Source organism: Salinicola salarius, assembly GCF_003206135.1.
Classification (GTDB): Bacteria; Pseudomonadota; Gammaproteobacteria; order Pseudomonadales; family Halomonadaceae; genus Salinicola; species Salinicola salarius.
In genome coordinates this window covers 113,229-127,632 of the sequence record NZ_PZJT01000009.1, presented here as the reverse complement: position 1 = coordinate 127,632, position 14,404 = coordinate 113,229, and the positions used below count along the sequence as shown (strand labels likewise).

Genomic DNA, 14,404 nt, shown 5'->3' with positions numbered 1-14,404 from the left:
ATGGCGCCGTCAGAAGAGGATCTTCCATGCTGCGCATTCAGAATCTGGTCAAACGGTACGGCCATGGCGAACCGGTGCTGCGCGGGCTCGATCTCGACGTTCCCGGCGAATCGGTGGTGTCGATCATCGGGGCTTCCGGGGCGGGCAAGAGCACCCTGCTGCGCTGCATCAACCGGCTGGTGGAGCCTACGGAAGGCAGCATCGAGCTCAACGGCCTGGAACTCACGCGTCTCGGACGGGAAGAGCTGCGCAAGGCGCGCCGACGGATCGGGATGATCTTCCAGGGCTTCAATCTGGTGGACCGGCTGACGGTGATGGAGAACGTCCAGTGCGGGCGCCTGGGCTACATCCCCTACTGGCGCGCGGCGCTGCGCAAGTATCCGGCGGAGGACATCGAACGCGCCTATCACCTGATGGAGCGCGTCGGCATCGCACATTACGCCAGCAAGCGCGCCGACGCGCTTTCCGGCGGCGAACGCCAGCGTGTCGGTGTGGTGCGTGCGCTGATGCAGCAACCGGAAATTCTGCTGGCCGACGAACCCACTGCATCGCTGGACCCGGTCAGCTCGCGCCAGATCATGGAGCTTCTGCAGAACCTGTCCCAGGAGCTGTCGCTACCGGTGCTGATCAATATCCATAACGTGGCCGAGGCGCGGGAGTACACCCAGCGTATCGTCGGCATGCGTTTCGGCAAGCTGATCTTCGACGGCGTCCCGGCCGATCTGGATCAGGAAGCGATGGATGCCGTCTACAGCGGCACGCCGGGCGAGGAGCGCCAGCAAGCCGACGCTGGCCCGGCGCAGACTCGGGCGGTCACGTCATGAGCACGAGAGCCGAACGGGAAGCCCCGTCATCGCGCCGACACTGGCGCAAGCCGCCGTTCATCGCCAACCCGCTGCTGCGCTGGGGTCTGGTCATCGGTGTCGCGATCTATGCCATATGGGCGATCTCGATTCTGCCATTCGATCTCGATCGCATCAGCCAGGGCATGACCCGCGCCGCGCGGATCTTCTCCGGTGCCTTCCCGCCCAACTTCGACCGTTACGAGCTGTTGATCGACGGCTTTCTCGAAAGCTTGCAGATCGCCATTCTGGCGACGCTGCTGGGCCTCGCGCTGAGCGTGCCCATCGCGTTCATGGCGGCGCGCAACATCGCCGCCAAGCCGATCTATCTGCTGGGCCGGGCGATCATCATCGTGGCACGCAGCTTTCACCCGGTGATCGTGGCGATCCTGTTCGTCAAGGCGGTCGGCTTCGGCCCGGTGGCCGGCATTCTGACCCTGACGCTCTACTCGATCGGCTTCGTCGCCAAGATGCTGGCCGAGCGCATCGAGGAGATCGACTGGGGGCAGGTGGAAGCGCTGCGCGCCAGCGGCACACCCTATATCAGCGTGCTGCAGTTCGCCGTGCTGCCGCAGATCATGCCGCGCCAGATCGGCCTCGGCATCTATCAGCTCGACAGCAATCTGCGCGCCTCGGCAGTGGTCGGCATCGTCGGCGCCGGCGGTATCGGCTCCACGCTGATGAATGCCTTCGGCCGCTACGATTACGACTTTGCGCTGGCGATCACGATGGTGATCATCGGCGTGATTCTGGTCAGTGAAGCGGTCAGCGGTCGGATCAGGAGGAACATCGGATGACCATGCGAACGACCCCGACCGTTGCCGAACGCACCTGGGCGCGCTATACCCCGCAACAACGCTGGAAGCGCTTCGTCACGCTGTTGGCGGTGGTTGCCGCCGTAGTCTGGGCAGTGGAGAGCATCGATATCATCTGGCCTTGGGTATGGGATGCTCCCGCCCAGGTCGGCGACCTGTTCGGCCGCATGGTGCCGCCGGACGTGAGCAATCTGCATGCCATTCTTTGGGCGCTGGTCGAGACGCTCAACATCGCCACGATCGCCACCTTCGTCGCCGTGTTCATGTCGCTGCCGATTGCCTACATCGCGGCCCAGAACACGACGCCCAACCGTTTCACGCTGTGGCTGGGCCGTTTCATTCTGGTCTCGAGCCGGTCGGTCAACACGCTGATCTGGGCGCTGCTGTTCGTGGCGATCTTCGGCCCCGGCGTGCTGGCCGGGATCATCGCGATCATGTTCCGGTCGATCGGCTTTCTCGGCAAGCTGCTGGGCGAGGCGATCGAGGAGATCGACCGTCGCCCGGTAGAGGCGCTGGAAGCGACCGGCGCGTCGCGGGCCAAGGTAGTGCTCTACGCCATCGTGCCGCAGGTGATTCCTACCTTCTTCGCGGTCGGCATCCTGCGCTGGGACATCAACCTGCGCGAGTCGACCGTGCTGGGTCTGGTCGGCGCCGGCGGCATCGGCGTGATTCTCCAGGGCGCCATCGACACCCTGGCCTGGCAGACCGTCGCCACCATCCTGCTGGCGATCATCGTGCTGGTCATCCTGGGCGAGGCCTTGGCGGCCTGGCTACGCAAGAAGGTCATCTGATCGCGCGCCGGGCTATCGATCATCAACATCAGCCCGGCGGCGGCTGGGCGGATTCGCCGCGCTTGATCCGCTTCAGCCAGCGCTGCTTGGCGTACTTGCGCAGGTTATGCACGTTGTCGGTCTCGTCGACGATATCCTGCCCCAGGATCGTCTCGATCACGTCTTCCATAGTGATCAGGCCCACCCAGTTGCCGTGGTCGTCGTAGACCACGCGCAGATGGTTGTGGTCCTTGAGCATCGCGGTGAAGACGTGTTCGACGCTATCGGCTTCGTCGACGATAGCCACCGGATGCATCACCGATTTCAGCGTCTCTCCGTCCTCGGCGTGGTAGGTATCCGCCTTGTGCACGTAACCCAGCGCATCCTCGGCGCCATCCATGACCGGAAAGCGCGTGAACTGAGTCTTGCCGTAACGCTGATCGAACTCGGCCACGGTCATGTCCGGCGTTACCGTCTCGCACACCGTCCGCGGCGTCATCACGCTCTTCACCGGGATCTCGTGCAGGTTGAGAATGTTGGTAATAGTGCGCGTTTCGTCCGGGTCCAGCGCCTGCTCGTCGAGCCCGATACGCGCCAGCGCCTTGATCTCGCCGCGCATGTCGACATCGTTCTCGTTCTTGGCGATACGGTTGGTGATCATCTCGGAAAGCCAGATGAACGGCAGCAGCGTGCGTACCATGATGTTCAGGATGCGCGGCAGCAACGGCGCCAGCGCTCGCCAATAGGTCGCGCCAATGGTCTTGGGAATGATCTCCGAGAACACCAGGATGCCGAACGTCATCAGCGCCGAAGCGATCGCCACGTGGGCGTCACCAAAGACGATCGATACCTGCGCACCGACACCGGTCGCACCGACGGTATGCGCGATGGTGTTGAGCGTCAGAATCGCCGCCAGCGGGCGGTCGATATTGGACTTGAGCTTGTTGAGCTTGTCGTGGAGTTTGGGACGGGAGTCCTTGAGCTGCGCGATATAGCTTGGCGTCAGCGAGAGCAGCGCGGCTTCCAGCACCGAACAGACAAAGGAGAAACCGATCGAGAGAACGACGAATGCCGTCAGCAGAAACATGGGGGGTCGCTATGTGACTAATGAGGACTCTTTATCCTGACTTGGCGCGTTACTGTCAATGATCTGGAATGCATAAAGCCGCCAGCGCCGATCGATGCTGGCGGCGGTCAGCTTCAGTGACCGAACTTCTCGTTCTCGCCAATATTGGGCTGGTGGTCTTTCTTCACGTTGGCCTTGGCGAATTCGTAGAGCTGGAACGTCTTGCTCTCCCGCGACTGCCAGTGTTCGCCGAAATGGACGTCGATCTCCATCATGGTGAGATCCGGATCCTCCTTGCCGCCGGTAAACCAGGCTGCCACGAACGGGTTCCAGTATTTCTCGATCAGCTCGGGATCGTGATTGAGGCGTGCCGTACCTGACATCGAGACATAAGTGCCGTCTTCCTGGTCCGAAAAGGAAATACAGACATCCTGATCGGCCTGCGCCTCGAACGTCTTCTCCGCACTGCGTCGCGTATAGAACCAGAGCTTGCCGTCGTAGGCATCCTGCACCAGATGCATGGGGCGGGAGCGCGGCACGCCATCGTCGAGGGTCACCAACATGCCGACCTTGATCTTCTCGATCAGCTTCCAGATCTTCTGCTTGTGTTCGGGACTGGACATCGTTGCCTCCTTGCCAAGGTTGCCCTGACCGGGCTCTCATCACGCCATCCGGACGTGAACGTGTTGCGCTTTCTGGATCGCCGCTTTCTGGATCGCCTATGCGTCTTGCGATCACGACGACTCCTAGCAGCCTAGTCGCGGCTTTCCGGTCGGGCAAACCGCGGCTATTCGTCTCGAAGCCTGACGTTATACTGGTGGCGAACCGCGATTTCCGCGTCATTGCCATTCGCCGCCGAACAAGACGTTGACCATGCCCCCGACTCGCCCCTTTTCGCTCGATCACGCCCGCCTGCTGGACGAACTGGCGGCTACCGACAACCTGCTGATCATCCAGGATCTGGACGGCGTCTGCATGGGGCTGGTCGGCGACCCGTTGACCCGGCGCCTGGAACGCCGTTATCTCGATGCCGCGCGCCAGCTCGACGGCCACTTCTTCGTGTTGACCAATGGCGAGCATATCGGCTCGCGCGGGGTGAACGGCATCGTCGAGGCGCTGTTCGAGACGCCCGACCGAGCCGGCGAACAGGGTTGCTATCTGCCGGGCCTGGCGGCCGGCGGGGTACAGTGGCAGGATCGCTTCGGCAGCGTCAGCCATCCCGGCGTCACCGATGCCGAACTGGCGTTCCTCGAGGCGTTCCCCGCTCAGGCCGAGGCTTTTCTCGACGCGCTGCTGTCCCGGCCGCCTTACGGCTTGCCGGCCGACGTGCGGCGCGACCTGATCGCCGCTGCGGTGCTCGACAACCTGGCGTCGCCGACACTCAACCTCAACGTCTTCTACCGCCATTGGCGGGACGCTCCCGCGCGCTATCGAGCGCTGCAGATCGCCGCTGCCGATTTCATGCGCGAACGCCTGGAAGCCGCCGGCCAGGCCGGCCTCGACGACGCCTTTTTCATCCACTACGCCCCCAATGCCGGGCGGGACGCGCAAGGCAACGAGCGCCTGCGGGAGAGCGTCGACGATGGCAGCAGTGGCGGCAACGCCGGCACCACTGACTTCCAGCTGATGCTGCGTGGCGCCGTCAAGGAAGTCGGCGTGCTGGTCATCCTCAACCGCTACTATCATCGCCATACCGGCCGCTACCCACTGGGCGAGGCCTTCAATGCCCGGGAAGCGCCTCGTGACCACGCCGCACTGCTGCAGCTGGCTCGCGAGCATTTCGATCCCGCGTTGATGCCGCGTATCGTCGGCGTCGGGGATACCGTGACCTCGTTCATCCAGCCGGACGACCCGCAGGCCGAGCGCCAGCGCGGCGGCAGCGATCGCGGCTTCCTGACTCTGGTCCAGCAGCTGGGGGATGCATTCGACAGCGGCAACCGGGTGCTCTACGTCGACAGCAGCGGCGGCGAGGTGCGGCGCGCCGGGGTGGATATCGAGCGGCTGTCACGCCATGCCGAGAATCCGGATATCGATGTCTGGCCGGCGCTGGAAGGGATCAGCGATGCCGACGATCCGCTGACGCTGGACGTGATCTTTCCCCACGGCCACAGCCAGTACATCGACTTCTTTTGTACGCTGACCGCACGCTGGGCAAGCACGGCTCCGCAGCCGGCGCCGAGCGGTTATGATGGCTGAACGGCGACACATGGCACCGACAAACAACACATCCACAAGGAGCATTGCATGTCCCTCGAAACACAATCCTACTCCGACGTAAGACTCTATATCGACGGCGAATGGCGCGAAGGCCAGGATGGTCGCCAGATCGATGTGATCAATCCCGCTACCGGCGAGGTGATCGGCCGGGTCGCGCATGCCGCCACCAGCGATCTCGACGCTGCCCTGGCCGCCGCCGAACGCGGCTTCCAGACCTGGCGCGCCACTTCCGCGTTCGAGCGCTACAAGATCATGCGCAAGGCGGCCGAGCTGCTGCGCGAACGCGCCGATGGCATCGCACGGCTGATGACCCAGGAACAGGGCAAGCCGCTGGCCGAGGCACGCGGTGAAACCCTGGCCGCCGCCGATACCATCGACTGGCTGGCGGAAGAAGGCCGCCGGACCTACGGGCGCATCGTGCCGGCCCGGGCAGCCGGCGTCGAGCAGCGTGTCGTCCGCCAGCCGGTCGGCCCGGTCGCGGCCTTCACGCCATGGAACTTCCCGATCAACCAGGTGGTTCGCAAGCTCTCCTCGGCGCTCGCCACCGGCTGTTCGATCATCGTCAAGGCGCCGGAAGAGACCCCCGCCTCTCCCGCCGAGCTGATTCGAGCCTTCGCCGATGCCGGCGTACCGGCCGGCGTCATCGGCCTGGTCTACGGCGTACCGTCGGAAATTTCCAGCTACCTGATTCCTCATCCGACGATCCGCAAGGTCACCTTCACCGGCTCCACCCCGGTCGGCAAGCAACTGGCCGCCATGGCCGGCGAGCACATGAAGCTCGCGACCATGGAGCTGGGCGGCCATGCGCCGGCGCTGGTCTTCGACGATGCCGATGTCGAACAGGCCGCACGGCTTCTGGTCGGTTCGAAATTCCGCAATGCCGGTCAGGTCTGCGTCTCGCCGACCCGCTTCCTGATTCAACGCGGCGTGTTCGAAACCTTCCTCGAACGCTTCGTCGCCCTGGCCCGCGAGATCAAGGTCGGCAATGGACTCGACCCCGACGTGACCATGGGGCCGCTAGCCAACGAGCGCCGTCGTCCGGCACTGGAAGCCCTGATCGACGATGCCCGCAGCCAGGGCGCGACCGTCCAGCTCGGCGGCAAGGGCTCCGACGGCCCCGGTTATTTCTTCGAACCGACGGTACTGACCGGGCTGACGCCGCAGATGCGTGCAATGAACGAAGAACCGTTCGGCCCATTGGCGCTGCTGGTTCCGTTCGACGACCTGGAAGAGGCACTGGCCGAGGCCAACCGCCTGCCATTCGGGCTGGCCGCCTATGCCTTCACCGCCTCGTCGAAGACCGCCCAGGCGCTCAGCGACCGGCTGGAGGCGGGCATGCTGACCATCAACCATCTGGGTATTGCGCTACCTGAACTTCCCTTCGGCGGCATCAAGGATTCCGGCTACGGCTCCGAAGGCGGCAGCGAAGCGCTGGAAGCCTATCTCACCACCAAGCTGGTCACCCATATGGGGTGATTGGCATGACGTGATGAGTATGGTTTGAAACGCAAAAAAGAGCGGGCTGCATGCGCAGCCCGCTCTTGCTATTCCTTCAGGGTCGACTCGTCGCTGGATCTAGCCCGCCAGTACCTGGTCGACCAGCGTCTTGGCCTCTTCCTGAATCCGCTTGAGATGCTCCTCGCCTTCGAAGCTTTCGGCATAGATCTTGTAGACATCCTCGGTGCCGGAGGGGCGCGCGGCGAACCAGCCCGCCTCGGTAACCACCTTGAGCCCGCCGATGGCGGCGCCGTTGCCAGGCGCTTCGGTCAGCTTGCGGGTAATCGGATGGCCGGCGAGCGTGTCGGCGGTGACCTGTTCCGGCGTGAGCTTGCCGAGCTTGGCCTTCTGCTCGCGGTTGGCCGGCGCGTCCACGCGCTCGTAGACCGGCGCGCCGAAACGTTCGGTGAGGGCCTGATAGCGCTCGCCCGGGTCCTTACCGGTCACGGCGGTGATCTCGGCGGCCAATAGACCGAGAATGATCCCGTCCTTGTCGGTGGACCAGGGCTTGCCGTCCCGCGTCAGGAACGAGGCGCCGGCGGATTCCTCGCCGCCGAAGCCGAGAGTGCCTTCGATCAGACCATCGACGAACCACTTGAAGCCCACCGGCACCTCGACCACGTCCCGGCCCAGGCCTTCGGCGACGTAATCGATCATCGACGAGGAGACCAGCGTCTTGCCGATGGCAGCCTTGTCGCTCCAGTTCGGGCGGTGAGTAAAGAGATACTCGATGGCGACGGCCAGATAATGGTTGGGATTCAGAAGCCCGGTCGAGCGCGCGACGATACCGTGGCGATCGTGGTCGGTGTCGCAGGCAAACGAGACGTCGAAGCGATCCTTGTTCTCGATCAGCCCTGCCATGGCATGGGGCGACGAGCAGTCCATGCGGATCTTGCCGTCCCAGTCGACGCGCATGAAGCGGAAGGTCGGGTCGACGGTGGTGGAGATCACCTCCAGCGGCAGATCGTAGCGCTTGGCGATACGCGGCCAGTAGTGCACGCCGGCGCCGCCCAGCGGATCGACACCGAACTTGAGCCCGGAATCGCGAATTGCGGCCATGTCGATGACCTTGTCCAACCCGCTGACGTAGCTGTCGATGTAATCGAAACGCTGGGTGGTCGGCGCCTTCAGCGCTTCGGCATAACTGACGCGGCGAACGCCCTCGAGCCCGCCGGCGAGCAGCTCGTTGGCGCGCTCCTGAATCCACTTGGTGACATTGGTATCGGCAGGGCCGCCGTTGGTGGGGTTGTACTTGAAGCCGCCATCCACCGGCGGATTGTGCGACGGCGTGATCACGATGCCGTCGGCCAGGCCGCTGGTGCGCCCCTGGTTGTAGACCAGAATGGCGTTGGAGATCGCCGGCGTCGGCGTGTAACCGACCTCACCGCCGGTCTCCTCGCAGCCGGCGTCGATCCGCGTCTCGACACCGTTGGCCGCCAGCACTTCCAGCGCGGAGACGAAGGCCGGCTCGGACAGCGCATGCGTATCCATGCCGATGAACAGCGGCCCATCGATCCCCTGGGCCTCGCGATACTCGCAGATCGCCTGGGTCGTCGCCAGGATGTGCCACTCGTTGAAGCTCGTCTTCAGCGACGAGCCGCGGTGGCCCGAAGTGCCGAAGGCAACCTGCTGGCCGGGGTCGCTGGCGTCCGGGCGTTCGCTGTAATAGCGCGACACCAGACGCGGCAGGTTGGCGAGACTGTGTTCGTCGGGCAAGCGTCCTGCTTGGGGGTCGATACTCATCGTCGGTTCCTTTCGATGGTCCTTGGGGCGGTTCCTTATAGCAGACCATCATCCCTGCCCGACAAGCAAGATGAGCTCGCCCATCCTCCCGGCCGAATCCCGGCCGATACCGCGGCGCCGCCGGCCGGGCTGCCGAGGTTTTCACGTTTACTGACAGGTTGCCGCCATGGCGTCGCGATCGGCCGACGCCTCCGGCCGCGTCCTGACCGCCACCAGGATCAGCGCGGCAGCGGCCAGCAGCAGCGTGCCGGCCGTCGCACAGACGCCCAGGACTCCGCTGATATCGAACATGACGCCGCCGACGGCCGCGCCCAGCGCAATCGCCAGCTGGATCGAGGCCACGATGAGACCGCCGCCGCTTTCGGCCTCGTCCGGCACGACGCGAGTGATCCAGGTCGACCAGGCGACCGGCACCGCGCCGAAGGCGAAGCCCCATGTCGCCACCATGATGGCATCGGTGCCCATCGAGAAGCCGCCCAGGCTGGCCAGCAGCCAGCCCAGCACGCCCATGACCAGCGGCATCAGCAGCAGCGTCAACCGCAGGCTGCGCTCGAGCAGGAATCCCGCGACCAGCGTGCCGACGAAGTTCGCCACGCCGAACGCCAGCAGGGTCGAGGAGAGTTCGTTGATGCTCATCCGCGACACACCCTCGAGGAACGGACGTACGTAGGTGAAGAAAGCGAAGTGGCCGCAGAACACCAGTACGATGGCGATGATGCCCGCGCCCATGCCCGGCCGCTTGATCACGCTGACCAAGGTGCCGAGCGGTGTCGGGCGCTCGGGCGTCATCCGCGGCAAGGTGACATATTGCAGTACCAGCGTCGCCACCGAGAGCGCCGTCGCCAGCAGGAAGACGTTGCGCCAGCCGATCACATCGCCGAGATAGCTGCCCAGTGCCGCGGCGCTGATGGTGGCGATGGGCACGCCGGTGAAGATCACGGACAGCGCGCGCGGCACGTCATGCTCGGCCACCAGCCGCATGACCGTCGCGGTCGAGAGCGCCCAGAACCCACCCAATGCCACGCCGAGCAATACCCGCCCGAGCAGTAGCCAGGCCAGATGCGGCGCGAACGCCACCGTCAGGTTGGCGGCGATCATCAGTACGGAGAACGCCAGCAGCACATGACGGCGATCGAGCCGCTGGGTCACTGCCGTCACCAGCAATCCTGAAAGCAGTGCCACGATCGCCGTTACGGTAACGGCCTGCCCGGCTTGCCCCTCGCTGATCGCGAGCGACTCCGCCATCGGCGTCAGCAGGCTGGCCGGCAAAAATTCCGCCATCACCAGGCTGAACACGCCCATCGTCAGCGAGAATACGGCGATCCAGCGCGAGGGCTCTGGCACCGTCTGCGGCGCGTGTCGAGGTTCTTGCGTCGTCATTTCGAGATTTCCGGTCAAGACTTGGGATGGCGCCTAGACTAAAGTAGTATCGCAAGCTCCTCTATCACTAAAGCTCCGGCATGTTTGACCAAAAGTCCGAAAATGCAGCTCGGCATTCGTCGAACGCTTCCGCCGCTCGCTGTCGCCGCCAGACTCTGGCGCGACTGGCTCATGGGTCTGGGCCGAGGATCGCCCTCGAGGCTTCCGCCCGTGCCGGCCGGCACTCGAAGAAATTGGGCGCCGGCCGATCCTCTGCCTAGACTGGGATACCGCCCGCAATGACGGAGCCCGATCATGAAGATTTTCTCTCGCTACTCCCGCCGTATCGAGCACGACGACACCATTTATCTGCCCGCTGACGTGGCGGTCGAATTACCGTCCGGTTCCGAAGCACCCGCCAAGCACCAGGACAGCTACAGCGATGAGCGCTTCTGGCGCAAGCTGACGCGCTTCGGCAAGCGCGCCGGGCGCGAGGTGGCGCTGAAGGCGCTCCAGCTCTATTTCGTGCTCAAGCGACCCGATGTTCCGCTCTGGGCGAAGTCGACGATCATCGGGGCGCTTGGCTATTTCATCTCGCCGCTGGATGCGATCCCCGACTTCGTCGCCGGTGTCGGCTATACCGATGACGCCAGCGTACTGGCCGCCGCGCTGGTGGCCGTGTCGATCTATATCGACGAGGACATCAAGCGCCAGGCAGAATCCGTGCTGGCGCGCTGGTGGCCGAACGAGGACTGAAGCCGGCGCCATCCACGCCTTTCGCTTTACCGGTTTTTTTGTACACAAAAACGCTCTAGAGTAGTTCGACAAAGGTAGACAACAACAACGGACTCTGGAGTATTCGATGAATCAGGACACCACCGCGGCAAGCCGTCATTCCAAGGAAGAATGCCGCCTTCACGTCAACGAAAACGATAGTCGGCTACGCGATATCGACTACTTCCCACCGCTCCGAAAGGCGGTTCCACTTGGTATACAACATGTGCTGGCGATGTTCGTCAGCAATGCCGCCGTGCCGCTGATCATCGCCGGCGCGGCGGGCCTTTCAGGGGCGGATACCGTCTTCCTGGTACAGATGGCGATGTTCGTGGCGGGGATCGCCACCCTGGTCCAGACGCTGGGGATCGGCCCGCTGGGCGCGCGTCTGCCGATCGTCATGGGCACCAGCTTCGGCTTCGTGCCGGTGATGATTCCGATCGCTGCCAGTCAAGGGCTGCCGGCGGTCTTCGGCGGCGCACTGATCGGCGGGTTGGCGATGGCAGTGGTGGGCGTCTTCTACAAGCGTTTGAGCGTGTTCTTCCCGCCCGTGGTTTCGGGCACCTTCGTGCTGCTGATCGGCATCCTGCTGTTGCCGGTGGGCTTCGCCTATGTCGGCGGCGGCGTCGGTGCCGAGGACTTCGGGGCACCGCATCATCTGTTGCTGGCCGCGCTGGTCTTCATCGTCACCGTGGCGTTTCATCAGTTCTGTCGCGGCTTTCTCTCCGAGGCTGCGGTGTTGATCGGCATCCTCGTCGGCTGTGCGGTAGCCGCGCCGTTCGGCCTGCTCGACTTTTCCAAGGTCGCCGATGCCAGCTGGTTCCAGCTGCCGGTCCCCTTCGAGATCGGGCTGAGTTTCGATCCGGCGGCGATTCTGGCGATCACGCTGATGGCGGTAGTGACCTGCGCCGAGTCGATCGGCGACATTTCCGGCACGGCGATTGGCGGCGCCGAGCGCGAGGCCACGCCGCGAGAGCTGTCCGGTGGCGTGATGGCCGATGGTCTTTCCAGCAGTTTCGCGGCACTGTTCGGTGCCTTCCCGCAGATCAGCTTCAGCCAGAACGTCGGGCTGGTTGCCCTGACCGGTGTCGCCAGCCGTTTCGTGGTCGCCATTGGCGGTGGCTTCCTGGTGCTGGCGGGGCTGATTCCCAAGCTCGGCGCGGTGGTTTCGGCGATTCCCGCCGCGGTGCTGGGCGGCGCAGTGATCATCATGTTCGGGATGATCGCCAGCGCGGGGGTGAAGATGCTTTCCCATGCCGCGTTCAACAAGCGCAACATGCTGATCGTCGGCGTCTCGCTGGCCGTCGCCATCGGCTTGCCGGCCCAGAGCGGGCTTTACGCGGGCGCGCCCGATCAGATCGGCGTATTGCTGGAATCCGGCTTGATCCCCGGCGCGCTGGTATCGATCGTGCTCAACCTGATCCTGCCAAAGGCCGCTGACGAATCGGCAAAGGCGGATGATCCGGCATTCTGAGCGCCCATGACCAACGGATTCGATCGGGGACAAGGACAAGCCGTCGCCGGTCGGTCTACGCTGGATGAGAGTTGGCTAATTCGGCAGCAAGGAGCATGCCATGGGCATTTACTGCCTGACCTTCGACAGACCGCTGGGAAGAATGGATAGCCATCGCCTGGAGTCGATGCTCGGACGGTTCGAATCCATCCCGCTGTTTCGCACGACCTGGCTGATCGAGTCGACCGATCCGATCGAGTTTCTGCGTTCGCGGTTGAACCGGGCGTTCGGCAAGCAGCCCCGCTTTTTCATCACCCGGCTGAGCGAGCCCTGGTGTACGGACGGGATCGGGCCGGTGGGCAAGTGGCTGAGCGACCCGAAGCGCCAGTGGTAGACGCTCAGCCTTTGGCCGCATCCTGCACGCCCTGGACATCCTTCTCCAGCTTGCAACGCACCAACGCGGCCATCAGCCTGGGGTAATCCTCGCGGGATACCTTGTCGGCCAGCTTGTCGGCGTCGGCCTTGAGCCCCAGTTTCTCGGCCGCGGAGAGCGCGGCCTTGTCAGCATAGGGGTAGCATTCGTCCCACACCAACTGGATCTCGCGCAGAAAGATATCGGCACCGGTGCCGCCGATTCCCTTGAAGGCCTTGAGCCGTTTCCGCAACGCCTTGGGGCTACCTTCCGCCGCCTCGCGCAACTTGCGCAGATCGCCACCGTAGGTCTCCAGCAGTGCGGCGTTCATGTCCGCCAGCTGCGTGGCGGTCTTTTCGTCGACGCGCGCGTAACCGGACTCGTTGAGTACCCGCGCTCGGGTTTCCCAGTCGCTCGCCTGCAGTTTCTGCGGCGTCGTCCAGCCGGCCCTGGCCATCGCCCTGGCGCCACGCATCGCCAGCTCGGCACTGATCGGCGCACTGGTCAGCAGCGAATAGCAGAGCAGACGAAACAGTGGCGACGGCGTGTTCTTGCGCAGGTCGATCCCCAGTTCGCTGGCGAAGGTGCGTCCATGACGCTGCATCAGTGCCGCGATGATCCGTTTTTGACTGGCCATGATGACTCCCGAGAGCGATGACGGCGTTTCAATGATGATGGAACTTCAACATGGCATCGCCGGGCCAACTGTCAAATCGGCAGGGACCACCACGACGAGTGACGAAAACGCGCGCCCCGCCGGCCTTGAGATCGACCGCGCGCCGCCGCATATTATTCCCCCGCCACGGCACACGCCCGTTCGCCAGTCTTCAACACCGGAGTCCCATGTCTTTCGATACCACTGCCCACAATCGCCGGATGACCTACTTCGACGATCACGAATCGGTATGGCTATTTGGTTACGGTTCGCTGATCTGGAAGGCGGATTTCGACTACCTGGAACGCCGCCCGGCCTCGATTCGCGGCTGGACGCGGCGCTTCTGGCAAGGCTCCCACGATCATCGTGGCACGCCGGAAGCGCCGGGGCGGGTCGTGACGCTTACGCCGGATGCCGATGCAATCTGCCACGGCATGGCCTATCGCATCTCTCCCCGCGTGTTCGAACCGCTGGATATCCGTGAGAAGAATGGCTATCTGCGCGTCGTGACAGAGATGACCTTCGAGGACTCGCCCTCGGATCATGTCAGCCGAGTCGAGGGCGTGGTGTACTTGGCGGGAGAGGATAACGCCGCCTATCTCGGTCCGGCCTCGGAAGCCGAGATCGCGCGCCAGATCGCCACGTCTCACGGCCCGAGCGGCCCCAACCGCGACTATCTGCTCAACCTGGCTGCCGCGTTGCGCGAGCTGGGATTCGAGGACGCCCATGTCTTCGCCCTGGAGCGCGCCCTGCTCGCGGATTGATCCATGGGTTGATCCGTGAGTTCGCCCGCTTCTCGCG

The 14,404-nt window shown here is 64.1% G+C and carries 14 protein-coding genes; 9 read left to right on the top strand and 5 right to left on the bottom strand.

The genetic code is table 11. The annotated features are described in order from the left end of the window. The first annotated feature begins 26 nt into the window (after positions 1-26). Genes phnC through phnE (DOM32_RS10205) form a run of 3 tightly spaced genes read left to right on the top strand, consistent with a single transcriptional unit; the run spans position 27 to position 2,448 of the window. Positions 27-824, top strand: a complete 798-nt coding sequence (gene phnC, locus DOM32_RS10215) for a phosphonate ABC transporter ATP-binding protein (RefSeq protein WP_110634040.1) — start codon at positions 27-29, stop codon at positions 822-824. Then, a complete protein-coding gene (gene phnE / locus DOM32_RS10210) occupies positions 821-1,639 on the top strand; it encodes a phosphonate ABC transporter, permease protein PhnE (protein ID WP_110634036.1) in 819 nt (272 codons plus the stop codon). Before phnC ends, phnE (DOM32_RS10210) begins: the two co-directional genes overlap by 4 nt. 2 nt (positions 1,640-1,641) lie before the next feature. Further along, a complete protein-coding gene (phnE, locus tag DOM32_RS10205) occupies positions 1,642-2,448 on the top strand; it encodes a phosphonate ABC transporter, permease protein PhnE (protein ID WP_110634290.1) in 807 nt (268 codons plus the stop codon). A gap of 28 nt (positions 2,449-2,476) precedes the next feature. Here phnE (DOM32_RS10205) and DOM32_RS10200 read toward each other — a convergent pair whose 3' ends face one another. Both DOM32_RS10200 and DOM32_RS10195 read right to left on the bottom strand, forming a co-directional pair. Beyond that, complete coding sequence (locus DOM32_RS10200) at positions 2,477-3,514, bottom strand: CNNM domain-containing protein (RefSeq protein ID WP_071230890.1); 1,038 nt, start codon at positions 3,512-3,514, stop codon at positions 2,477-2,479. 113 nt (positions 3,515-3,627) lie between these two features. Next, positions 3,628-4,116, bottom strand: coding sequence for a pyridoxamine 5'-phosphate oxidase family protein (locus DOM32_RS10195; RefSeq protein WP_110634033.1), 489 nt, complete (start codon positions 4,114-4,116; stop codon positions 3,628-3,630). 250 nt (positions 4,117-4,366) lie between these two features. On the opposite strand from DOM32_RS10195, the gene stpA reads away from it, so the two are divergent. Together stpA and DOM32_RS10185 are read left to right on the top strand one after the other, a co-directional pair. Then, positions 4,367-5,689, top strand: a complete 1,323-nt coding sequence (gene stpA / locus DOM32_RS10190; RefSeq protein ID WP_110634030.1) for a glucosylglycerol 3-phosphatase — start codon at positions 4,367-4,369, stop codon at positions 5,687-5,689. A 48-nt stretch (positions 5,690-5,737) separates the two neighbouring features. Further along, positions 5,738-7,186, top strand: coding sequence for an NAD-dependent succinate-semialdehyde dehydrogenase (locus DOM32_RS10185; protein ID WP_110634027.1), 1,449 nt, complete (start codon positions 5,738-5,740; stop codon positions 7,184-7,186). Between the two features lie 99 nt (positions 7,187-7,285). Here DOM32_RS10185 and pgm read toward each other — a convergent pair whose 3' ends face one another. Next, complete coding sequence (gene pgm, locus DOM32_RS10180; protein WP_110634024.1) at positions 7,286-8,950, bottom strand: phosphoglucomutase (alpha-D-glucose-1,6-bisphosphate-dependent); 1,665 nt, start codon at positions 8,948-8,950, stop codon at positions 7,286-7,288. Positions 8,951-9,097: 147 nt separating this feature from the next. Then, a complete protein-coding gene (locus tag DOM32_RS10175; protein WP_110634021.1) occupies positions 9,098-10,330 on the bottom strand; it encodes an MFS transporter in 1,233 nt (410 codons plus the stop codon). Positions 10,331-10,624: 294 nt separating this feature from the next. Between DOM32_RS10175 and DOM32_RS10170 the strand changes: the two genes are divergently transcribed. From DOM32_RS10170 to DOM32_RS10160, 3 genes are all read left to right on the top strand, one after another. Continuing rightward, entirely contained in the window at positions 10,625-11,065 is a 441-nt protein-coding gene (locus DOM32_RS10170; protein WP_110634018.1) for a YkvA family protein, read from the top strand. 106 nt (positions 11,066-11,171) lie between these two features. Then, the gene (locus DOM32_RS10165; RefSeq protein WP_110634016.1) at positions 11,172-12,557 is read left to right on the top strand and encodes a uracil-xanthine permease family protein; all 1,386 of its coding nucleotides are present in this window, start codon (positions 11,172-11,174) and stop codon (positions 12,555-12,557) included. A 100-nt stretch (positions 12,558-12,657) separates the two neighbouring features. Beyond that, positions 12,658-12,930, top strand: a complete 273-nt coding sequence (locus DOM32_RS10160; protein WP_071230896.1) for a hypothetical protein — start codon at positions 12,658-12,660, stop codon at positions 12,928-12,930. Positions 12,931-12,934: 4 nt separating this feature from the next. Here the strand turns inward: DOM32_RS10160 and DOM32_RS10155 are convergent, their stop codons facing one another. Continuing rightward, a complete protein-coding gene (locus DOM32_RS10155) occupies positions 12,935-13,585 on the bottom strand; it encodes a hypothetical protein (protein WP_110634013.1) in 651 nt (216 codons plus the stop codon). A 206-nt stretch (positions 13,586-13,791) separates the two neighbouring features. Here DOM32_RS10155 and DOM32_RS10150 point away from each other — a divergent pair, with 206 nt between their 5' ends. Continuing rightward, on the top strand, positions 13,792-14,367 hold the full coding sequence (locus DOM32_RS10150; protein ID WP_110634010.1) for a gamma-glutamylcyclotransferase: 576 nt from the start codon (positions 13,792-13,794) through the stop codon (positions 14,365-14,367). The last annotated feature ends 37 nt before the right edge of the window (positions 14,368-14,404 follow it).